General features: G+C 58.4%; 19 protein-coding genes. 4 read left to right on the forward strand and 15 right to left on the reverse strand.

The features are described 5' to 3' along the window. Nucleotides 1–45: 45 nt before the first annotated feature. The 9 genes from KSY82_RS00255 to KSY82_RS00295 all read right to left on the reverse strand — a co-directional run bounded on the left by KSY82_RS00255 (nucleotide 46) and on the right by KSY82_RS00295 (nucleotide 8038). Entirely contained in the window at nucleotides 46–1500 is a 1455-nt protein-coding gene (locus tag KSY82_RS00255; protein WP_217749794.1) for a S1C family serine protease, read from the reverse strand. Between the two features lie 172 nt (nucleotides 1501–1672). Continuing rightward, a complete protein-coding gene (locus KSY82_RS00260; RefSeq protein ID WP_217749795.1) occupies nucleotides 1673–2257 on the reverse strand; it encodes a hypothetical protein in 585 nt (194 codons plus the stop codon). Between the two features lie 3 nt (nucleotides 2258–2260). Then, the gene (locus KSY82_RS00265; RefSeq protein WP_117648531.1) at nucleotides 2261–2617 is read right to left on the reverse strand and encodes a hypothetical protein; all 357 of its coding nucleotides are present in this window, start codon (nucleotides 2615–2617) and stop codon (nucleotides 2261–2263) included. 8 nt (nucleotides 2618–2625) lie between these two features. Next, nucleotides 2626–3756, reverse strand: coding sequence for a hypothetical protein (locus KSY82_RS00270; protein ID WP_217749796.1), 1131 nt, complete (start codon nucleotides 3754–3756; stop codon nucleotides 2626–2628). Between the two features lie 180 nt (nucleotides 3757–3936). After that, complete coding sequence (locus KSY82_RS00275) at nucleotides 3937–4599, reverse strand: response regulator transcription factor (protein ID WP_006234733.1); 663 nt, start codon at nucleotides 4597–4599, stop codon at nucleotides 3937–3939. Nucleotides 4600–4649: 50 nt separating this feature from the next. Beyond that, nucleotides 4650–5987, reverse strand: a complete 1338-nt coding sequence (locus tag KSY82_RS00280; RefSeq protein WP_195246047.1) for a glutamine synthetase family protein — start codon at nucleotides 5985–5987, stop codon at nucleotides 4650–4652. A 133-nt stretch (nucleotides 5988–6120) separates the two neighbouring features. After that, entirely contained in the window at nucleotides 6121–6492 is a 372-nt protein-coding gene (locus KSY82_RS00285) for a HepT-like ribonuclease domain-containing protein (protein WP_217749797.1), read from the reverse strand. Next, complete coding sequence (locus tag KSY82_RS00290; RefSeq protein ID WP_217749798.1) at nucleotides 6479–6973, reverse strand: type II toxin-antitoxin system RelB/DinJ family antitoxin; 495 nt, start codon at nucleotides 6971–6973, stop codon at nucleotides 6479–6481. Before KSY82_RS00290 ends, KSY82_RS00285 begins: the two co-directional genes overlap by 14 nt. A 42-nt stretch (nucleotides 6974–7015) precedes the next feature. Then, the gene (locus KSY82_RS00295) at nucleotides 7016–8038 is read right to left on the reverse strand and encodes a LacI family DNA-binding transcriptional regulator (RefSeq protein WP_217749799.1); all 1023 of its coding nucleotides are present in this window, start codon (nucleotides 8036–8038) and stop codon (nucleotides 7016–7018) included. A gap of 235 nt (nucleotides 8039–8273) precedes the next feature. Here KSY82_RS00295 and KSY82_RS00300 point away from each other — a divergent pair, with 235 nt between their 5' ends. Then, nucleotides 8274–9308 carry a sugar kinase gene (locus tag KSY82_RS00300; RefSeq protein ID WP_217749800.1) on the forward strand — a complete coding sequence of 345 codons (1035 nt, stop codon included), beginning with the start codon at nucleotides 8274–8276 and terminating at the stop codon, nucleotides 9306–9308. 253 nt (nucleotides 9309–9561) lie between these two features. After that, nucleotides 9562–10203 (forward strand): bifunctional 4-hydroxy-2-oxoglutarate aldolase/2-dehydro-3-deoxy-phosphogluconate aldolase, encoded by a 642-nt coding sequence (eda, locus tag KSY82_RS00305; RefSeq protein ID WP_217749801.1) that lies wholly within the window; start codon nucleotides 9562–9564, stop codon nucleotides 10201–10203. Between the two features lie 384 nt (nucleotides 10204–10587). On the opposite strand, the gene KSY82_RS00310 is transcribed toward eda, so the two are convergent. The 3 genes from KSY82_RS00310 to KSY82_RS00320 form a co-directional block, all read right to left on the reverse strand. Further along, the gene (locus KSY82_RS00310) at nucleotides 10588–11805 is read right to left on the reverse strand and encodes an IS3 family transposase (protein ID WP_217749802.1); all 1218 of its coding nucleotides are present in this window, start codon (nucleotides 11803–11805) and stop codon (nucleotides 10588–10590) included. A gap of 92 nt (nucleotides 11806–11897) precedes the next feature. Further along, nucleotides 11898–12590, reverse strand: coding sequence for a GntR family transcriptional regulator (locus tag KSY82_RS00315; RefSeq protein ID WP_217749803.1), 693 nt, complete (start codon nucleotides 12588–12590; stop codon nucleotides 11898–11900). A gap of 157 nt (nucleotides 12591–12747) precedes the next feature. Next, complete coding sequence (locus KSY82_RS00320; protein ID WP_217749804.1) at nucleotides 12748–13182, reverse strand: HIT family protein; 435 nt, start codon at nucleotides 13180–13182, stop codon at nucleotides 12748–12750. 487 nt (nucleotides 13183–13669) lie between these two features. Here KSY82_RS00320 and KSY82_RS00325 point away from each other — a divergent pair, with 487 nt between their 5' ends. After that, the gene (locus KSY82_RS00325; protein WP_217749805.1) at nucleotides 13670–14350 is read left to right on the forward strand and encodes a YczE/YyaS/YitT family protein; all 681 of its coding nucleotides are present in this window, start codon (nucleotides 13670–13672) and stop codon (nucleotides 14348–14350) included. Nucleotides 14351–14483: 133 nt separating this feature from the next. Continuing rightward, nucleotides 14484–15575 (forward strand): ATP-binding protein, encoded by a 1092-nt coding sequence (locus KSY82_RS00330; RefSeq protein ID WP_217749806.1) that lies wholly within the window; start codon nucleotides 14484–14486, stop codon nucleotides 15573–15575. Nucleotides 15576–15654: 79 nt separating this feature from the next. On the opposite strand, the gene KSY82_RS00335 is transcribed toward KSY82_RS00330, so the two are convergent. The 3 genes from KSY82_RS00335 to KSY82_RS00345 all read right to left on the reverse strand — a co-directional run bounded on the left by KSY82_RS00335 (nucleotide 15655) and on the right by KSY82_RS00345 (nucleotide 20401). Beyond that, entirely contained in the window at nucleotides 15655–16908 is a 1254-nt protein-coding gene (locus tag KSY82_RS00335; RefSeq protein WP_217749807.1) for an ATP-binding protein, read from the reverse strand. Nucleotides 16909–17182: 274 nt separating this feature from the next. Further along, nucleotides 17183–18961, reverse strand: a complete 1779-nt coding sequence (gene ilvD / locus KSY82_RS00340) for a dihydroxy-acid dehydratase (protein WP_217749808.1) — start codon at nucleotides 18959–18961, stop codon at nucleotides 17183–17185. A 78-nt stretch (nucleotides 18962–19039) separates the two neighbouring features. Next, nucleotides 19040–20401 (reverse strand): GntP family permease, encoded by a 1362-nt coding sequence (locus KSY82_RS00345; RefSeq protein WP_254881632.1) that lies wholly within the window; start codon nucleotides 20399–20401, stop codon nucleotides 19040–19042. Between the last annotated feature and the right edge of the window lie 140 nt (nucleotides 20402–20541).

Genomic DNA, 20541 nt, shown 5'->3' on the forward strand with positions numbered 1-20541 from the left:
CGCATTGACGGGACAGCCCCCTCTGGCATCGGTATGTGCGGCTCGTTAGTAGCCCTGGCCGTAGCCCTGGCCCTGCTGGCCCAGCAGCTCCTCCAGATACTGGCGCAACTGCTCGTCAGTAATGCCGCCGTTGCCGGTGTCGGTCGCGCTGTCGTCCTGCTGCTGGCTCTGCAGCTCCTCGTCAGAGCCCAGCTCAACCGTGACCTTCTTCTCTTCCTTGCCGCGCATGAGCGTGATCTCGACCTTCTCGCCCACCTCGTGGCTGCGCAGAGCGATGATCAGGCCATCGGCGCTCGTAATCTCATCGTCGCCCAGCTTGGTAATGACATCGCCCTCTTGGATGCCGGCCTTGGCAGCGGGACCGTCCTCGACGACGCTTGCCACGTAGGCGCCGCTATCGGTGCTGAGCTTGTTGGTACGGGCATTGAGCGCATTGACGCTCGAAAGCGTGGCGCCCAGGTACGGATGAACCGGCGTCTTGCCGTCGATGATCTGGTCGGCAATGTTCTTGGCATAGTTGACCGGAATGGCAAAGCCCACGCCCGAGCTGGAGCCCGAATAGCTCTCGATGAGCGAGTTGATACCCACGAGCTCGCCGTTGTCGTTGACGAGCGCGCCGCCGGAGTTGCCCGGGTTGATGGCAGCATCGGTCTGGATCATGTTGGCGTAGATGGTGTTGCCGCTGGTAGAGCTCATGGCCGTGGAGCGATAGAGCGCCGACACGATGCCCGTGGAGACGGACTGCTCGTTGCCGAACGGCGAGCCGATCGCCATGACCCACTCGCCCACGTTGAGCTTGGAGGAGTCGCCGATCTCGATCGGGGTGAGCTTGGAGGCGTCAGCATCCTTGAGCTTGATGACGGCGAGGTCGCTCGAGGCATCGTTGCCCACGAACTCAGCCTCGTAGGTGGTGCCGTCGTCCATGGTCACCACGTACTGGTCGTAGCCGTCGACCACGTGGTTGTTGGTGAGGATGTGGCCCTCGGTATCGAGCACCACGCCCGAACCGACGCTGCCCGAGCTATCCGACTCATCGGCAGACTGCGAAAGCGAGCCATTCTGGCTACCGCTCGAAGTGGCGGTGATGGAAACGACGGAAGGCAGGGCCTTGGCAGAAACGGCCTCGGCCAGCGTGGTGTCCTCGGAGTCGATGGTGATCTTTTGCGTCGATGAACCCGAAGCACCCGCCGTCACGGCATTCTTTCCGCCGCCAATATTGAGCGTGCCACTCATAATGAGCGCGATGACCAGCAGAGCGCCGCACGCACAGCCGGCGAGTGCCGTAATAAAGATCGGCAGCTTTTTGGTCTTGGTCTTGACCACCGTGTGCTTATTTACAACCTGCTGGCTGCCTAGCGGCTGGCCGGTCTGCGTGTCGTAAGCCTGCACGTAGGGAATGTTGCCGTCGGCAGGCGTCGACTCCACCTGCACACGCGGCTGCTGCTGGGTCTCGCCAGCGCTGCCCGCATCCTGGGGACGCTGGGAATCGTTCTCGCTCATGGCTGCGATCCTTTCGTCAAATAACCAAAGGCCCGCCAAACATGTGGCGGGCCATCATTGTTCACGTTGATTTGTACCCCAAGCTGGGCAGTCCCGAGCACTAGATGCCAAGATTTCAGCTTTGCTTAAGTAATGACATGCTTATAAGCCAATTCGTTTTATGCCGTCATGTCTATTCAATATAACAGTCGATAGCAAAATTATATGTTGAATCGTTAATAAAGTCCGTAATCGTCGCACCCATGCCTGATCCGCACGTCCATTTATCCTTCTCCGCGTCGTATGGCGTTGGCCCCCACCCCGTTTCATATGATGCTTCGCTTTCTGTGAAGTAGTTCATCACATATTTATCTTTCTGCATGAGCGCATACCAAGCGTTTGCGTACATCACAAGCGGATCGATTTGGACTATCGAGTACTTTCCGGAACGAATCTCAATTTCTGTTTTATCGTTATAATAAGCGACTGTGAGCTCAATCTTGGCAAGCAGCGGCAACGTTTCATCTGATTCCCTCTGGATTGTTATGACATCACCGGCCATAGCGTCGGCAGACACAGTTTTGCTCTCTGGCGTGAAAATAGTCTCTCTGCTTCTTGTTCGCGTTTTTTCATTGCCATTTTCATCTCTGACCACCGTGTCGACTACGAGCGTCAATCGCTTCTGAGCGTCCGGCAACTCCACGGCTTCTGCCATCCCGGCTCGCATCAAAATAGGAGCCCCCGCCATCAGACCTAAGAACTGCTTTCTGTCAATCATTCTTCATTCCCCTTGTCTACTTGATTTGACTTTCTCAGCTGAATGGGGATACAGAACAGTCCCGTCAAGTTCCTTATCTTCCACAAAAACTAGAATCCATTTATCACCTGCTTTCAACCCTGAGACATATCCGGAACTTGACTTACGGCGCATATCGATTCTCTTACGGCAACCACTTGGCATAAGCGCCTCAAATTGCCCGTTATGAACATCCGATAGAGCACGCACCTCGACTGCAACAACCGTGTCGTTTTCTCCCCCATTAGTCGCCCTTAACAGAAAGAAGCTCGCTGCGGTGAGCAAAGCAAAGGAAAGCACCAATAGGAGCATTGCCCTTCGAATGAACTTGTCGCCGTTCACGAGTACAATCAACCCTTGCAATATGTGCCATCGTGAGACGTGTAAATTGATACGTCATATGGAAGAAACTGTAGCTGGTTTGTCCATCCATTCCAAACAACAAGCAGGTACTTCTTGGCATTCGAGTATGTGTTATGCATTGCCACGTAGCCCACAACTGCCATTGCGTGCCCGCTGCCATTTGACCGGAGCCTTCCAGAGAAAATACTCAGATTCCCCGAGTCGGTATTCACCCTAAAGGAATCCCATGACGGATACCAAACGAATGACGTCTCAAGCTCCTTGCCTCGTCTTGCACAAAACTCCTTTAAGGCCGGAGCGGGTTTGTCAGGAGAAGTCTTGCCTTGAGTAAAGTACAGACCAGTCGCTTGATCATATTTCTTTCCTCCTTCTTCTTCCCATGTCCCCGACAGCCTCCAAAGCTCCGAGTATAAATCGGACAATTTAAGGCGGTTCAAAGTCACATAGTGACTGCTAACTGCAAACATTGCCGAAACAGCGCAAGCATAAGTCCCCGTTTCTTTGATAACTTCTGTTTGCGTTGGCGTTATTATTCCCGAAACCGTTTTGCTCGCATCAACAACATATCCCTGTTTATACAAATCCTTGGCAGATACAAAAACGTCATCGAAATGTTCCGGCGATCCGCTGCGATTGCCTCCCGAGGACAATTTATTTGGTACTTTTTTTCCACTTGCGTCTAAAACAATGTTTTTATCTAAGTCGGCAACGCCAACAGTTAGCTCGTCAATCTTTAACGCAACGACGTTATCCGAGGATGCGAGGAGTGCAATTTCTTCGCTTGCACTCTCGATAGGTAAAAGAGCGTTCGGAGCCAAGCAGTATTCGCTGATCCACCAAGATCGCTCTGAATCAAATACGACGTAGCCATAGTTAACGTCATCCCGCTTCGCGCGAACGATATACCCGATTGATTCCCCATCGGAATTCACCATTTTTACTGGGTCACAAGCGGTCACCGGCTCATCCGATACGTCATCAAAGAAAGCTTGCGCTTGCTCCACAGCTATTTGCGATGTGACACGAACCAAGTCGTCGTCTCCAAAAACCAACCTTGGAGACATCAGGGCGGCAAGCAATACTATGAATCCGACAATCACCTTTCTCGAATAACGCATTTCTTCCTCCATCCGTGCAGTAGGGAGATACGGTAACTAAATGATATTCGTGAGATAGTTATACGTTTGATATTGTTTTTACTGACCCACTTTAAATCGGTGAAAGGTCTTCTTTTCGCCCTAAACGAGAAAAGGGTACTGGAGAAATCTCCGGTACCCTCACATTCCTCTATTTACTTGCTAGTCCTTAAACAGATAGCCCACGCCGCGGACGGTGGTGATGTGCGCCGCGATCTGCGGGCCCACCTTGGAGCGGATGCGTCGAATGTGCACGTCGACGGTGCGCGTGCCGCCGCAGTACTCAAAGCCCCACACGCGGTGCAGCAGCACTTCGCGGCTGTAGGCGCGGTTGGGGTGCGTCGCCAAAAAGCTCAGCAGCGAATACTCCATCAGCGTCAGGTCAATGGGCTCGTTATCGAGCGTCACCTGGTAGGTAGCCAGGTTAATCTCGAGGTTATCGATGTTGAGCACATCGTCGGCGGTGACGGTCTCCTCCTCGCCCATCAGGCGCTGCGCGCGAGCCTTAAGCTCGTTGGGCGTCGCCGTGGGGCATACAAAGTCGGCATGCGCGTGATTCGGCAGGCGCAGGGTGCCGAGCGCCTCGTCGTCGACAATCACCAGCATGGGGACGCCGCCGCGATCGTCGAGCCACTTGGCAATCTGATCGATGCGGTCGCTGCGGATGCCGTCGGAATCGAGGATCAGCAGGTCAAAGTCGTGCGCCGCAGTCGGCGAATCGGGAGTGGCCAGGCTCACCTCGACACCCAGGGTGGTCGTCAAGCTGCGGGCAAACTCGTGGAAGCGCGTCGTGCGCGCCATGAACAGGGCACTCTTTTCGGACATATCGGCCTCCAAAGAAATGAGCTCAATCGTACTGGAACAAGCCAACGCGATTAGGAGTTCGCCAGGTAGTGCTTGATCTCCCACTCGGTGATCGTAGACTCAAACTTATGCCACTCGTCACGCTTCTTTTTGAGGAAGAAGCTGTGGATGTGCTCGCCGAGGGCATCCTTCATAAACTGCGAGTCCTCAAACACGTCGAGCGCCTCTTTGAGCGAACGCGGCAGCGGCGTGTAGCCGGCCTCGACCATCTGGCGGTCGGTGAGCTTGAGCGTCTCGGCCGTGGCCTCGGGCGGGAGCTCCAGCTTGCGCTCGATGCCGTCGAGACCGGCCGCCAGCGTGACGGCGTTGACCAGGTACGGGTTGGCCATGGGGTCGGGGCTACGAAGCTCGATGCGCGTGGACAGCTGTTTGCCGGGCTTGTAGACCGGGATGCGGACCATACTCGCGCGGTTGCGCAGGCCCCACGTGGCGTACTGCGGCACGGAGTCGCCACCCGTGGTGATGCGCTTGTACGAGTTGACCGTGGGGTTAGTGATGGCGCTGATCTCGCGGGCATGCGCCAGAATGCCGGCCATATAGTGCTTGGCGATATCGGAAAGATGGTACTTCTCGTCGTCCTCGCCCCAAAAGACGTTGTTGCCGTCGTGGTCGAATAGCGACTGGCACAGGAACATAGCACTGCCGTCCTCGCCTGCCAACGGCTTGGGCATAAAGGAGGCGTGGCAACCGCTCTCGTAGGCCTGCTGCTTAATGATGAGTTTGGCCGTGGTGATGGCGTCGGACATGCTCAGGGCCTCGGCGTGGCGCAGGCTCATGCCGTGCTGCGAGCGGCCGGCGGCGTGGAAGGTGTACTCCACGGGTACGGACATCTTCTCGAGCGTGAGGACCGTGTTGCGACGCAGGTCGCGGGCGGCATCGCTCACCGAAAGATCGAAGTAGCCCACGTTGTCGAGCGGCTCGGGGGTGTGCTCGTCGGGGAAGTAGTAATACTCCAGCTCGGCGCCCACGTTGAGCAGGTAGCCAGCCTTCTCGGCCTTATAGAACATGCGGCGCAACGCATCGCGCGGATCGCCGGCGAAGGGCTTGCGGTCGGGGGTGCACACATCGCAGAACACGCGGGCGACGCCGTTGTGGCTCGGGCGCCACGGCAAAATCTGGAAGGTCGAAGCATCGGGAAACGCCAGCATGTCGGCTTCCTCGGGCGTGGCAAAGCCCTCGATGGCGGAGCCGTCAAAGCCGATACCCTCCTCAAAAGCGACTTCGAGGTCCTCGGGGCTAATGGCAAAGTTCTTGAGGCGGCCGAGAATGTCGACAAACCACAGACGCACAAAGCGGATGTCACGCTGCTCTACGGAGCGGAGTACGTAATCGATGTTCTGCTGGTTCATGTCGCTCCCCTTTCTTTCGGGCGGGTTTCGACTGTTCTATATCGCAGATACTATCGCAGAAAAATGTTTCCGCAGGGTTAAAGCGTGTCAGGCGTTCAAAAAACGTGCGAGGGCGGGTGACGATGGCAAGTAACTAACGCTCGGATTCGGAGACAATTTGCCTACAGGCTCGTTCCAGTGCGGGAAACTCCATCGTCACTGCATCCCAAACAACCAAGCGGTCGACATTGCCGTAATCATGCGCAAGATAATTTCTCATGCCGATAATTCCACGCCACTCAATTTCGGGATGAAGACGCTGCGAGCGCTCCGACAGCTTGCCCGCTTCTTCCGTCACCCTAAGCGCACACATCAAAAGGGAGTCCGCCAACGCCCTCGTCCGCACATCATTCGCATGCAGAAACTGGTCCTCGGTGATATCAAAAGCCTTGATGCGCTCGTTCGTTTCGAAGATAGCCTCCAAGACCTCTTGCGCGCGAAGGCTGTCTGACTTACGCGCGATCATAAACAATCACTCCTTCGCGCTCGATTGCCGCGGCAAGATCGCTATCAAGATGATCACTCGAGACGAGGTCAACCTGCCTTCCAGTTTCTTTGCGCACCGCCTCACCAAACGCCGACAACGCGAAAAGACCAAAGCCATGCTCGCGATCGACCTCGAGACGCAAATCGATATCGCTATCGACACGCGCCTCACCACGGGCATACGAGCCAAAAAGGACCACGGTTTTGATGGCGGGAATCGGGCTGGCCGCCTCGCGGACGGCGGACTCAATCTGAGCAATATCCAAAATGTCTGCAACGACGTTTTCGCTCGCTTGGTTTTTACCAAGTGAAGGAACAAACGGCAGCGAACGCTCGCGCAGCATCTGCCTCATAAACATATTGACCGCAACAGACGAAGTCATGCCGAGTTCTTCGCATAGCTCGGCAAATGAATCTTTAATTGACGAGTCCACTCGCACACTCAGTACAGACGCAGCCATGGATACCTCCTGTATGACATTGTCTATATATTATCACACAGGCTAGCGTGAGGTTGAGGCGCGGTGTTCGATATGGCCGGGGATCTCGATGCGCCTAGGCGCCAGTCTTGCTGCCTCGCCTACCGTGGTGGTGACGACGTCGATGCGCTCGGACAGGCGCTCGACCACGCGCTCGGCAATTGCCTGGGTGTCCTGCGCGGCTGTAGTCACGCCGCCAAAGAGCACGTGGTTCCAGGGATAGTCATCGAACGTCGCGATCTTTAGGCCCGCCGGCAGCGAGGGGCCAAGCTGGGCCAGCGCCTCGGTCAAGCGCAAAAAGACCAAACCGTTGACGGCGATAAGGCCGAGCTTTTTACCTGCGTAATCGCGGATGGTCTCGTCCAGGCGACTGATACCCTCGGCGCCACCGTCGGTGAGGGTGACAACCTCGCCGGCAAGACCGCGACGAGCGAGCTCGTCGGTAAAGGCCTCGGCACGCTCGCGACGGACAGGACTGTCATCGCTTGCCTCGGTGAGCAGGCACAGGCGCTCACTGCCCGCAGCAGCCAAGGCGTCGACCAGCCCGGCGACGAGCTCACGGTTGTTAGACGTCACCAAGTCGATGCCGCCGTCCTCGATGTCGCGGTCGAGCAACACGACCGGCAGGCGCCCCGCAGCCGCAGCGATCGCTGCATCGTTGCCGCCGCAGGTGTTGACGACCAAGCCATCCACGCCCGCATCGATAAGTCTGGTAAGCGATTCGGCCTCCTTGGCGGGGTCGTTGCCGCTAATGGCCGTCATGAGCGAGCAGCCGCGTGCGGCGGCGCTGGCGGAAAGGCCCTCGAGCATGGCACTCGAGAACGGGTTGGCGATATCGGCGAGGATGACGCCGATGAGGTTGGTGCGCGAGCTGCGCAGATTGCGCGCGGCGGCACGCGGGCGATAGCCGGTGCGCTCGATAACCGCTGCGATGCGAGCACGGGTTTCCTCGGTCATCTGCCCGGGGCGGTTATTGAGATAGCGCGAAACCGTGGCCGGACTCACGCCCGCCTCGGCGGCAATGTCCTTGATTCTCATCTGCGCCATAGCGCACCCCGTTTCCCAATTGTCGGCAGCCTGAGCCATTTTAGGCATTTTTTTAAAAATCTCGGTTGCAAAACGCTGTAGGTGAGTATACTACAACTCGAAACGAAACCGATTTCGTAAACCGATTTCGGCGAGCGTTGGCACGGAGGTGCAAAGATGTACCCTACCGTCTTGGCACCTCCGTGCCAACGCCATATCAAAGGTGTACGCACGAGTAAGAAGGAGCTGCGCGACCATGGGTAAAACGGTTCTTACCTTCGGCGAAATCATGATGAGACTCTCGCCCAAAGATCACCTGCGTATTGAGCAGGCGACCGAGTTTGACGTTCGCTATGGCGGCGCCGAGGCCAACACTGCGCTTTCCCTGGCCTACCAGGGCGACAAGGCCGCTTACGTCTCCGTTGTCCCGGCCAACCGTCTGGGCGAGTGCGCCCTGCGTTCGCTGAAGGCCTACGGCGTCGACACCACGCGCGTCGTGCGCCAGGGCGACCGTCTTGGCTCCTATGTGTTTGAAGTCGGTGCCTCGCAGCGCGGCAACGGCTGCGTCTACGACCGCAAGTATTCCGCCATCAACATGGCCAAGCGCGACGTCTTTGACTGGGACGAGATCCTCAAGGGCATCGATGTCTTCTATTTCTCCGGCGTGACCCCCGCCGTCTCCGACGAGATGGCCGCTGCGTGCAAGGATGCCCTCACCGCTTGCCGCGCCAAGGGCATCACCACCGTGTGCGACGTCAACTATCGCGGCAAGATGTGGTCGCCCGAAAAGTCGCAGGCCACCATGAAGGAGCTCCTGCCGCTCGTCGACATCTGCATCGCCAACGACGAGGACGCACCCGCCGGCCTCGGCATGACCTGCGTCTCCGGCTCCCTTGCCCACGGCATCGAGGAGCGCGACACCTACGTCGAGATGGCCCGCCAAATCTGCGCCGAGTACGGCTGCAAGAAGGTCGCTTCGGTCGTCCGCAACATCTCCTGCGTCGAGCGCTCCATCTGGATGGGCATGCTCTATGACGCCGAGAGCGGCGAGCACTGGTTCTCCCCTGCTCACGACGTTCACGTGCTCGAGGGCGTTGCCGCCGGCGACGCTTTCAACGCCGGTTTGGTCCATGCCCTCATCAACGACTTTGGCCCGCAGGACGCCGTCAACTACGCGATTGCAGCCTCGATCCTCAAGCTCACCATCAAGGGCGATTCCAACTTGGTGACCGCAGGCGAGATCGCAGCCGTGGCATCCGCCGCCGACGGTGGCACCCGCGTCGCGCGCTAGTCCGTCTCCATTCCGCGGGCCGCAGCTTTCCAATCCCATACCCCTGCGACCCGCTCCCCGATTCCTCCGGCCGGGCAAAACCACCAGTCCCATTCCGGTTTTGTCTGGCATTCCCTACACGACTGGTCGAGCAGCCGGTTTTGGAATTGCTTGAACCCCAAGCAGTGCCTCCGATAACCAATCCAAAATCGGCTCCTGACCAGCATATTTGGCAATCACGCGCCTATGCGCGCCATACATCGAAAGGAACATTATGTTCGATCAGTTCTACACCACGCTTGAGTCCCTGGGTATCGTGCCGGTCGTTGTGCTCGACAAGGTCGAGGACGCCGCTCCGCTCGCCCACGCCCTTATGGCAGCCGGCATGAAGTCCGCCGAGGTCACCTTCCGCACCGCCTGCGCCGCCGAGTGCATCGCCGCTATGGCCGAGGCCGAACCCAAGATGTGCGTTGGCGCCGGCACTGTCCTGACCGTCGAGCAGGTTGAGCAGGCCCGCGCAGTCGGTGCCAAGTTCATCGTCTCCCCGGGCTACAACGAGGACGTCGTGAAGCACTGCATCGACATCGACCTGCCTGTCCTTCCCGGCACCGTGACCCCCTCCGAGGTCACCGCAGCCGAGAACCTGGGCCTCAAGGTCACCAAGTTCTTCCCCGCGTCCCAGTATGGCGGCCTGAACACCATCAAGGCCCTCGCCGCTCCGTTTGTCGGTCACCGCTTTATGCCCACCGGCGGCGTGAGCACCGCCAACGTCGAGGAGTACCTGAGCTCCTCCGCCATCATCGCCTGCGGTGGCACCTGGATGGTCAAGCCGGCCCTGTTTGCCGACGGCGACTTCTCCAAGGTCGAGCAGATCGCCCGCGAGGCCATGGACGTCGTCAAGAAGGTCCGCGGCTAGATTTAGCTCTCTATCGTGAAGGGGGGCGTGCCCTAGACCTCGCCCCCTTTCTTTTAAAGCGGCTCGGAAGCGCGCCGTTTCCGTCACGAACAAGAACCAAAACCGTCTTGTATGCTGATAGAACGTGACGGAAGCGACACGCCCCCGAGCCGCTTTGCCTACTCGACTGGCAACCGCGCCCAGTTGAGCCACATCGACAAAAACCGAGCCATCAAAACAGCTGCGTTGCCGTCTGAAGGAATGGACCCTTGCTTCCGGTCTTTTCCTCCAAGCGGCGCCGTAGCTTTTTTGTGCCCCGGTAGCGTCTCGCACTTGCGGTGAAATACGGACTGTTTACGCCACCTAGGCCGCAAAAGGGGGTGCGGACTATTTCTTGGACCGCGCCTAGGCGTATCCAAGCTTCCTGCGGTACTCCGTCGGGCTCAGCCACCCGAGGGACTTCTTGATGCGCCCATCCCGATAGTACACGAGGTAGGCCTCGAGCCTCCCCATGAACTCCTCGGCCGTCACGCCCTCCCAGTCCCTGTAGCGGAAGAACTCGTTCTTGAGGCGCCCGAAGAAGCCCTCGCAGGCCGAGTTGTCCGGGCTGCAGCCCTTCGCGGACATGCTCCTGACCAGGCCGTTCTCCTCGCAGATCCCGATCCACTCCGGCCAGCGGTAGTGGCCGCCCCGGTCCGAGTGGATCGTCGTGCGCGCGCCCGCCGGCCTCGCCGCGCAGGCCTTGAGCAGGCTCGAGTTCGCGAGGCGCTTGTCGGGGTGCAGCCCGATCGACCAGGCGACGGGCATCCCGTCGAAGCAGTCGATGACCGGGCTCAGGTAGACCTTCTCGCCGCCCGGTAGCCTGAACTCGGTGATGTCGGTGAGCCACAGCCGGTTGGGCTCGTCGGCGCGGAACTTCCTGTTCACGAGGTTCTCCGGCGCCTTGGAGACCTCGCCGGCGTAGGAGCTGTAGCCCCGGGCGCGCCTCTTGTTGTAGACGACCTCGAGGCCCTCCTCGCGCATCACGCGGGCCACGCGCTTCTCGCTGGCGCGGACGCCCTCGCGGCGCAGGCGCGCCCAGACGGTGCGGTACCCCCAGCACCCCGAGCCCTCGCGGAAGATGCGCACCACGCGGCCGCGTATGTCGGCGTCGCGGTCGCGCGGCGCGGCGACGCGGGGCCTCCAGTACTCATAGGAGCTCTTCGATATCCTCAAGAAACCTGTGATCGAGCGGAGGGGCAGGGCGGTCGCCAGCCTCAATCTCTCGCCGAGCTCGCACTTGCTCCTGTTCGAGATCGAAGCCGGGTCCCACCCTTCCGCTTTTAGGTCGGCCAACACCGCCCTGAGCAGCAGGTTCTCTATCTGGTCCTCGTTGAGCCCGGCGAGCGGGCCGGTCGCGGGCGGGGCGTAGATCGACTTGTCGGGGCCCAAGCTGGCCTCCTTCCGTGGCGGCTTCCTCGACACGATTCTACAGCCCCCGCCGGTGTAGCTGCGCGGGAGGTGCCCCGTCGCCCACTTCTTGGCCGCGCTCACCGTGACCCCCGCGAACTCCGCGGCGGCGGTGGGCCCCATGCCGTCCTCCGTCGCCAGGAGGAAGAGCTCGACCTTCTCCCTGCTGTACATGCGAACCTCCAGTCCGGACCGCCCCGCGGTCCAACTTTCTGTCCGCACCCCCAAACAGTCCCTATTTCACCGCAACTTTATATGGGGATTGATTAGATGAACGAGTCTTTGGACAGCTCAAAATAGTCGGGATGCAAGGCGATAACCGGGCCCTGCTCCTCGGGCATCAGATGCAAGTGCGTCTCGGCCAGATAGCTCGCCGTATCGGTGTCGCCTTCCTTAATGGCCTCCAAAATCCGACGGTGCTGACGACGAATCGGCTCCCAATCAAGGTCCTGAGATACCGCGCGCAGCCAGTTATACCGCTCAAAATGCGTATTGACGCTCCTCATCCAATCCCACAACATATGGCGGCCGGCAATCTCAAAGCACGTCTCGTGGAACAGGTTATCCAGGTCAAAGAAGCGACGCGTCTCGCTGTGGTCGAGCGACTCAGACTCGGCAAGGATCTGCTCAAGCTGGCGCTTTTGCTCGGGCGTGGCAGCCGAGCAGCATTTGATCAGCACGCTTCTCTCGAGCTTTTCGCGCAAAAAGCAGGCGTTCTCGGCACGCTCCATGCTAATTTTTGAGACATAGGTGCCGCTCTTGGGGCGCGTTTCCACCAGCTCTTGCTCGCGCAGGCGCACAAAGGACTCACGAATGGGCGTACGCCCGATCCCCGTCTCCTTTTCCAAGCCAATCGCCGAAAGGCGCGTGCCGGGCTTGAGCTCGGCATAGATGATCTTGGAGCGCAATGCGTTGTATGCCTGGTCTTGCAGGCTCTGATAATGCTGGTGTTGTTCCATAAAGCCCTCGGATAAACCCTCGGTTAATCGAATACCACCATGCAATACTATCGCATCCCCCGCCCCCTCATAAGTTGCGGTGAAATACGGACTTTGGAGCCAGCTAAGCCGCTAAACAGTCCGTATTTCACCGCAACTTATGGGGGACGAAGGGGTTTTACAGGTTGGCGATGATTGCTTGGGCGATTTCGTCGTACTGAGCCGGCTCGAGCGTGACGCGACCGGGGTTCATGGCGAACACGTCACCAAACTCAAACGGGTCGTCCTTGTACTTGGGGACGATATGCACATGCAGATGATGCATGGTGTCGCCATAAGCGCCAAAATTGATCTTGTCAGGGTTGAACGCCTTGTGCAGCGCGGCTGCGACGTGACGAACATCAGCCATAAAGGCAGCTGCGTCCTCCTCGGACATGCAGGAGATGTCGTCGACATGCTGCTTGGAGGCCACGATCACGCGGCCTTTGTGGCTTTGCTCCTTAAACAGGATAAGCTTGCTGGCGGGCAGGTCGAGCATGGGGATGCCAAAGGCATCGACGAGCGTGTTGTCGGTCCCGCACATGCAGTACGAGCAATCGGTGTGCTGTTCCATGGTGATCCTTTCGATCTGGACAATGATGAATGCCGCTTTTGCGGCAGGTGTAACCCCTCGTTTACACCACCAGATAATGGACAGATACAACGCATGCGTAGTCGATACGAAATCGGTTTCGTATCGACTACCGCCATGATACAGCCAACGAGTTGTTACGATTAGGTGAACGTTCACTTTTTATTGTTTTTCTCTTTGCAAATAGAATCCCGTGCGTATACTAAGGCTCAAACGAAACCGATTTCGTCGAGCGTGAGCAATAGGATGCTAAGACGCACCCTACCATCTTGGCATCCTATTGCCCACGCAATGTCATTTGCTTTCCTCCCGTCTCGCTGGCTCTTCAGTCCGATTCCGGCACAGCGAGACACTTCCTAGACAACTGACCGTGGGGCCGGCTTTTCTGCTTTAACAGCAGTGCCTCCGATAACCCTCTTTTGCCGGTCCGGGTCAGTTTTTTCACACAACCGAAAGGACGGGTAGCAACATGCGACCGCTCATCATCATGAATGGCGAGAAGATCGATTGGTTCCATACCGTCATCAGGATGCTGATGTATCTGGCGGGCGTTGCAGTACTGGCACTCGGCATGAGTCTCCAGACGGCATCCGGCCTGGGCATCGCCGCGCTCATGTGCTTTGCCACAACCCTATCCATGCTCACGGGCAAGACGCTCGGCTTTTGGATCACTGCTACCTATGTCGCCTACATCGTGGCACAATTCACTATCTTGCGACGCGAGTTCCAGCCGCGCATCCTGCTCGAGCTGTGCTTCTCAACGCTCATTGGCGGCTTCACCGACTTCTTCATGGCGGTCAACCCGCTGCATCCCGCAGCACTCCCCATACAGGTTGAGACCATGCTGCTCTCCCTCGCTGTCACTGCATTTGGCGTAAGCCTCGTCGTCAACATGGGCGTTGTCCCCAACGCGCCCGACGGCCTGGTGCAGGTCATTGCCGAAAAGATTAAACGCCGCTTTGGCGACGTAAAAGTCGTGTTCGACTGCTCGCATGTCGCCGTGTCTCTCGTTCTGTCGCTCGCGCTCATGCACAACCTGGGCGGCTTTGGCGTGACCACCGCCATCTCGGCGCTGTTCTTGGGCCATGTCATCAACATCGCTAATAAGCTGTTCGCCCAGCGCTTTGTGCGCGCGGCATTCGGGAAATAGCACCACCGTAAGAACCCGCAAACAGCGCTATACGTTGCTATATCTCACTATACTTTGCTATATCTTGCTATACTTTGCTATATCTTGCTATACTTTGCTATATCTTGCTATATCTTGAGCAAAGGTGGCTCACATGCAAACAAACCCTTTTAAGCCCACAGCAGGTAAAACACCTCCCACGATTATCGGCCGCGAAGATGTGCTCGAAGAATTCAATGAGGGCCTCACCAACGGGCCTGGTGCCCCTGGGCGCCTAATGCGCATAGCCGGCGTCCGTGGAACGGGCAAGACGGTCCTCCTTGACGAGTGCTCACGTTTGGCGCAAAGCCGTGGCTGGACGGTCATAAAAGAGGTCGCAACCGAGGGACTTTGCCAGCGCATTCTCGAACAGCTGCAGCCCAAATTCCAGGCCAAGCACGCCAGATTTGAGCCCACCGTAGCTGGCATATCCATCGGCAGCATAGACATTGAGCGAATCGGCCCATCGCTACGCGACGCCATGAGACAGACAATATCCAAGAATGGAAATGGCCTGCTCATCACTCTCGACGAGGTTCAAGACGCAGAGCTCGATGAGGTCCGAACGCTCTCCATTGCGATTCAGCAGGTTATCGGCGAAGACCTTGATATCGCCTTTGTTTTTGCTGGGCTGCCTTCGATGATTGAAAGCATCATCAACGGAAAGACACTTACGTTTTTGCGCCGTGCCCTCCCCTTTGACCTGAAGGCTGTGGCAGTAACCGAAGTGTCGTACTCCCTCGAGGAAACCATTGAAGCGTCTGGCATGGAGTTGCAGCCAGGTATTGCCGGCCAACTTGCCGAGGCAACGCAAGGCTATCCTTTCATGATCCAACTCGTTGGATACTACGCATGGCAGTTGGCAAGACGCGCACATACAGCGATTATTGGAGAAGAAGAAGCCGAGCGTGGCATTGCAACGGCACGCGAACGCTTCTGCGGCATGGTGATTGAGCCCGCGCTGCAGCGCATTCCGCCCACGTGCATCGCTTATCTGCTGAGCATGGCGTCTTTGGGGCAGACGAGCTCGACCAGCATGGTTGCCGACGCCCTAAACAAAACGCCTCAACAGGTGAGCTCCGTCCGCAGCCGCCTGTTAAGAGAATCGATTATCGAGGCTCCTTCGTACGGCAAGGTCTCATTTGCCATCCCCTACATGCGCGACTACCTCTACGAGCACAAAGCCGAACTGGAAGCTGAACTGTAGAGGCGCCAATATCCCAGAGGACAGCAGGCCCCAAGCCGGTGTAGGCTTGGGGCCTGTTTTGTAGCTTTGCTCTTTTGAGCTATGCGCGCTCGTATTTCGTGGCGCGTCCTGTCCCCCGCCTTACGATCGAGTTTCGGTTGAGCAAAGATTCAAGCGCCGTCAACGTGCGCGTGCGGCTCAATCCTGTCTGTTGCTCAATCTCGCCCCGCGACAGTATTCGTCCGCCTGACAAAGCCTTGAGAACCTGGACCTCTTCCTCAGACCCTTCAAAGGCATCGATAACGGGCAATGTGACGGCCACCATGCCGCCGCGAACATCAAATACCGGCTGGCTCAAAGAATCTCGATACGCACGCCTGATTCGCGCGATTCCCGTACCAAATTTCTCGATGTAATCCAGCTTTAGAAAGACCTCAGCGACAATTGGGTTTCTGAGCACGGATATCTGCCCATACAGGTATTGTTCCGTCGTCAAACCGGCGGGCAGCGGTCCGGGTGAAGTCACAACGACGCGATCGTCGTACAGGGCAATTTGAACGTTCGCCCGAACGTCCCATGTCCGATGCACCAAAGCGTTTGCGACAGCTTCGCGGAACGCCTCAAGAGGAATTCGATCGGTTTGGACGCGTTCCATCCCCTCGATACGTTCATAACGGTAGTAGCGTGCAAACATAGCAACCGCCCTGTCCACCTGCTCAATTGCGGATAGACCTGTCGCCGTCTCGCGATCCAAGATCACATCCTCGGTATCGCCAAAACGGACGCAGTCAATGCCCGGAAAATCATTCTTATCCGCCAAAATCGCCGCGGCATTGGTATAGCCATCCTTGCCGAGCAAGCGGAGCGTACGCATGATATCCGGCGTTAGCTCGGAAATGCCGAGGTGTTCAACACACTTATGCTCAAGCGTGTGAAAACTCAAGTCCTGGCGAGCCGACGCGAGCGCGTCGAACGTTACGTTGCTGCCTTCGAGCGTCAGCCTGCCATACTCAAACCGGTCGACCTCCACCGTCGCCGAATCGTTTCGTCTGTAGGCCTTTCCCTTGCTTCGATAGGGTTTGTCCTGGCCCTCATAAACCGTAAGGATTACGGTCCCGTGTTTCTCATCGGGCTCAAGCGAGTAACGGGGCGCGGGATCCAAGCTGTCATTAATCATATTTTCGATGCGCAGACATTCAGCAACCGGATCTGCAAGACCGACGGCAATACCCTCGTCATTAACGCCAAACTCAATCTTGCCCGTCCCGTAGTTTGCATAGGCGCTCACCGTTTTAAGAAACGTCGGCGTAACGCTTTCCTTGTATTCGACTGTAGGGCCCTCTCTAACAACCATATGCATAACCCCTTCGTTTCGTACTTTTCACGACCGTATTATAAGACGAAAACCGTTTGCGTACGGATTTAAGCCAGACGTAAACGGTTTTCGTCTTGATTTGCGTCCTGATTTAAGACGCAAATTGCGCTTTCGTACGATTTTACCCCAGACGCAACACGCTTTCGTCTGGCAATACGTCTGCAATCCAAACGAAAAGAGCCCCGAGCTCGTATGAACTCGGGGCTCTTTGTGCCACGCATCTATGAGAGGAAAAATTCGATGCGCACGGGCGCTACTCCATGTAGCCACCCTGGATGGCGGAAACTGCATGCTCGGTAAAGAGCTTGAGCGTGCCGAAGGTATAGCGGTTAGCCTTGGGCTTCCAAGCGGCGCGGCGCTCGGCCAGAACGGCGTCGACCTCGGTCGGCTCCATCTCCTTACCGGCGATGCCCACGATGGACAGCGAGCGCTCGGGGATGTTGATCTGGATAAGGTCGCCCTCCTCGATCAGGGCAATCGGACCGCCCACGGCAGCCTCGGGCGAAACGTGACCGATAGCCGGGCCCTTGGAGGCACCGGAGAAGCGGCCGTCGGTGATCAGGGCAATGGAAGCGCCGAGTTCGGGGTCGCTGGCGATAGCCTCGGTGGTGTAGAACATCTCGGGCATGCCGGAACCCTTGGGGCCCTCGTAGCGAATGATGACGGCGTCGCCGGGCTTGACCTCGTGCGTCAGAACGGCGTGGATAGCGTCCTCCTCACAGTCGAACGGACGGGCCTTGAGCGTAGCCTGGAACATCTCACGCGGAACGACGGTGTGCTTGACGACGGCGCCCTCGGGGGCAAGGTTGCCGTGAAGGATGGCGATGGAACCATCGGTGCCGAAAGCCTGGTCGAACGGGCGGATGATGTCCTCACGCTTGAGGTTCCACTTCTCCAGGTAGCGGCCGCACTTTTCGTAGTAACCGTTGTTCTTGAGGTCCTCGAGGTTCTCGCCGAGGGTCTTGCCGGTGACGGTCATGACGTCGAGGTGGAGCATCGACTTGATCTCCTCCATGATGCGCGGCACGCCGCCCGCATAGTAGAAGAACTGCGCCGGCCACTCGCCTGCGGGACGAACGTTGAGCAGGTAGTGGGCGCCACGGTGCAGACGATCGAAATCGTCAGCGGACATCTCGATGCCAAACTCACGGGCGATCGCGGGTATGTGCAGCAGCGAGTTGGTGGAGCCGGAGATGGCACCGTGGACCATGATGAGGTTCTCGAAGGACTCCTTGGTCACGATGTCGCGCGGGCACAGGTTGTGCTCGGAGAGCCACACGGACTGATGACCGGCCTCGCGGGCGAACTCACGCAGGTCGGAGCTGGTGGCAGGCAGCAGAGCCGTGCCGGGGAGCATGAGGCCCAGAGCCTCGGCCGTGACCTGCATGGTCGAGGCGGTGCCCATAAAGGAGCAGGCGCCGCAGCTGGGGCAGGCGTTGTGCTTAGCGAACTCGAGCTCCTCGCGGGAAATCTCGCCGCGCTCGTAGCGGGCCGAGATAGCGCCGAGCTGCTCCAGGGTCAGCAGGTCGGGGCCGGCGTCCATGACGCCGCCGGTGACGACGATGGAGGGGATGTTGATGCGGCCCATGGCCATGAGGTTCGCGGGCAGACCCTTATCGCAGCTGGCGACAAAGACGCCGGCGTCGAACGGGGTGGCCTTGGCGTGGATCTCGATCATGTTGGCGATCATATCGCGGCTGGGCAGAGAGTAGTTGATGCCGTCGTGGCCCTGGGCCTCGCCGTCGCAGATATCGGTGCAGAAGTAACGGGCGCCGTGGCCGCCAGCCTCGGCAACGCCGGCGCGCACCTCCTCGACCAGCTCGAACAGACCGGTGGAGCCCGGGTGCGAGTCGCCGAACGTCGACTCGATGATGACCTGCGGCTTGTCCAGGTCCTCGATGCTCCAGCCAGAGCCCAGACGCAGCGGGTCCATCTCGGGGCTGATGGTGCGGAACTTACCGGAACGCGGCTGCAGCTTGGCAACCAGCTCGGCGGCCTCCTGCTGAATCTGCTCTTTAGTCTTGTCGTCCATGGTGTACTCCTTTGGTTCAAGGCTTACTTGGTTTGGTATCGATTGATGTACGTGCTGATGTAAAGCGTTTGCTTGCGATTAGGCGAAGAACGAGATCACCAGGGCGCAGGCGAGGCCCGAAAGACCGATGATCGTCTCCATGATGGTCCAGGACTTGAGGGTGGTCTTCTCGTCGATCTCGAGGAACGAGGAGCACATCCAAAAGCCGGCATCGTTGACGTGCGAGAGCGCCGTGGCGCCACCGCAGATGGCAAGGCAGATGGCAGCACGCATGAGCACCGAGGCGCCGGCGACCGCGGGCATGGCGGCCATAATGCCCGAGGCCATAGTCATCGAAACGATGGAGCTACCGACCGAGGCGCGAACGAGCGCGGCGATGAGGAAGCCGACGACCACAAGGGGCAGCGGGCAGCTCTCGAGCACGGGCCCGATAACCTGGCCCAGACCGCAGTCCTGCAGCATCCAGCGGATGACGCCGCCACAGGCAATAACCAACAAGATCATGCCGACGGGCTTGAGCGAACGGTCGAGCAGGGCTTTGAGTTCGGCACCGGTGTAGCCGCGACGAGCGCCCAGCAGGTACATGGCGACAAGTGTGGCGATGGTGAGCGCGACGAACGGCTTGCCCAGGAAGGCGAGAATCGAGGCGACCTCGGCGGGCATGGGGATGTACGAGGACAGCGTGCCCAGCAGAATCAGACACAGCGGGGTGAGCACGATGGCAAGGACCATGCCAAAGGAGGGAAGCTCCTTGTCGTCGCTCGCGCCCTCGGCGGAGGTGAAGTGCTCGGGGACGTCCGTGAAGATGCGGCCACCCACGTTGCGGCCCCAGACGACACCGGCGACAGCCATGGCGATAAAGGCGGTGGGGATGCCGACGAGAATCATGGTGCCCAGGTCGACGCCGAGCGTACCGGCGACGAGGACCGAACCGGCCGAAGGCGGCACGAAGGCATAGCCGGCTGCCAGTCCCGCGAGCAGGGCGATGCCATAGTAGAGGGTCGACTTCTTGGTCTGCGATGCCACGCTAAACGCAAGCGGGATCAAAACGACCACGCCGGCCTCGAAGAACACCGTGGTGCCAATGACCAAGCCGGTGATGCCCAGCGCCCAGCTGGAGTGACCCTGACCAAAGGTGTCAATGAAGGTCTGGGCGATCTTCTTGGCGCCGCCGCTCTCCTCCAGGATCTGGCCGAACATCGAGCCCAGGCCAATGAGCAGTGCGATGTTTTGCAGCGTGGTGCCCACGCCCTTGGTGACGGTATCGGCCACCAGGTCGAGCGGCATGCCGGCACCGATGCCGATCGCAAGCGCCGAAACCATCATCGACAGCACGGGGTGCAGCTTGAACTTAATGATGAGCGCAAGCAGCAGCGCGATACCCACGATGGCGGCGATGACCAACCTGGTGGGATCTGCCATAAACGTTGGGTCTGACATCTTTCCTCCAATTCATCAGACCTTTTGAATTCGTCTGATGACTATAGCGTGTTTTGGAAAGGTCTGACGTTTCATTTTGAAATTTATTCGAAATACGTCTGATGTATTTGGCGAACGGTCATCTTTTCGCTGTAAACGGT

Origin of the sequence: Collinsella aerofaciens, from assembly GCF_019131995.1 — a bacterium.
In the GTDB taxonomy this organism is placed as follows: Bacteria; Actinomycetota; Coriobacteriia; order Coriobacteriales; family Coriobacteriaceae; genus Collinsella; species Collinsella aerofaciens_S.

Coding starts and splice junctions, on each gene's coding strand:
- eda (WP_217749801.1), top strand. CDS start 9,562: ATGTTCGATCAGTTCTACACCACGCTTGAGTCCCTGGGTATCGTGCCG.
- KSY82_RS00320 (WP_217749804.1), bottom strand. CDS start 13,182: ATGGAACAGCACACCGATTGCTCGTACTGCATGTGCGGGACCGACAAC.
- KSY82_RS00335 (WP_217749807.1), bottom strand. CDS start 16,908: ATGGTTGTTAGAGAGGGCCCTACAGTCGAATACAAGGAAAGCGTTACG.
- KSY82_RS00255 (WP_217749794.1), bottom strand. CDS start 1,500: ATGAGCGAGAACGATTCCCAGCGTCCCCAGGATGCGGGCAGCGCTGGC.
- KSY82_RS00260 (WP_217749795.1), bottom strand. CDS start 2,257: ATGATTGACAGAAAGCAGTTCTTAGGTCTGATGGCGGGGGCTCCTATT.
- KSY82_RS00315 (WP_217749803.1), bottom strand. CDS start 12,590: ATGGAACAACACCAGCATTATCAGAGCCTGCAAGACCAGGCATACAAC.
- KSY82_RS00345 (WP_254881632.1), bottom strand. CDS start 20,401: ATGTCAGACCCAACGTTTATGGCAGATCCCACCAGGTTGGTCATCGCC.
- KSY82_RS00270 (WP_217749796.1), bottom strand. CDS start 3,756: ATGCGTTATTCGAGAAAGGTGATTGTCGGATTCATAGTATTGCTTGCC.
- KSY82_RS00300 (WP_217749800.1), top strand. CDS start 8,274: ATGGGTAAAACGGTTCTTACCTTCGGCGAAATCATGATGAGACTCTCG.
- KSY82_RS00280 (WP_195246047.1), bottom strand. CDS start 5,987: ATGAACCAGCAGAACATCGATTACGTACTCCGCTCCGTAGAGCAGCGT.
- KSY82_RS00285 (WP_217749797.1), bottom strand. CDS start 6,492: ATGATCGCGCGTAAGTCAGACAGCCTTCGCGCGCAAGAGGTCTTGGAG.
- KSY82_RS00290 (WP_217749798.1), bottom strand. CDS start 6,973: ATGGCTGCGTCTGTACTGAGTGTGCGAGTGGACTCGTCAATTAAAGAT.
- KSY82_RS00295 (WP_217749799.1), bottom strand. CDS start 8,038: ATGGCGCAGATGAGAATCAAGGACATTGCCGCCGAGGCGGGCGTGAGT.
- KSY82_RS00275 (WP_006234733.1), bottom strand. CDS start 4,599: ATGTCCGAAAAGAGTGCCCTGTTCATGGCGCGCACGACGCGCTTCCAC.
- ilvD (WP_217749808.1), bottom strand. CDS start 18,961: ATGGACGACAAGACTAAAGAGCAGATTCAGCAGGAGGCCGCCGAGCTG.
- KSY82_RS00325 (WP_217749805.1), top strand. CDS start 13,670: ATGCGACCGCTCATCATCATGAATGGCGAGAAGATCGATTGGTTCCAT.
- KSY82_RS00310 (WP_217749802.1), bottom strand. CDS start 11,805: ATGTACAGCAGGGAGAAGGTCGAGCTCTTCCTCCTGGCGACGGAGGAC.
- KSY82_RS00330 (WP_217749806.1), top strand. CDS start 14,484: ATGCAAACAAACCCTTTTAAGCCCACAGCAGGTAAAACACCTCCCACG.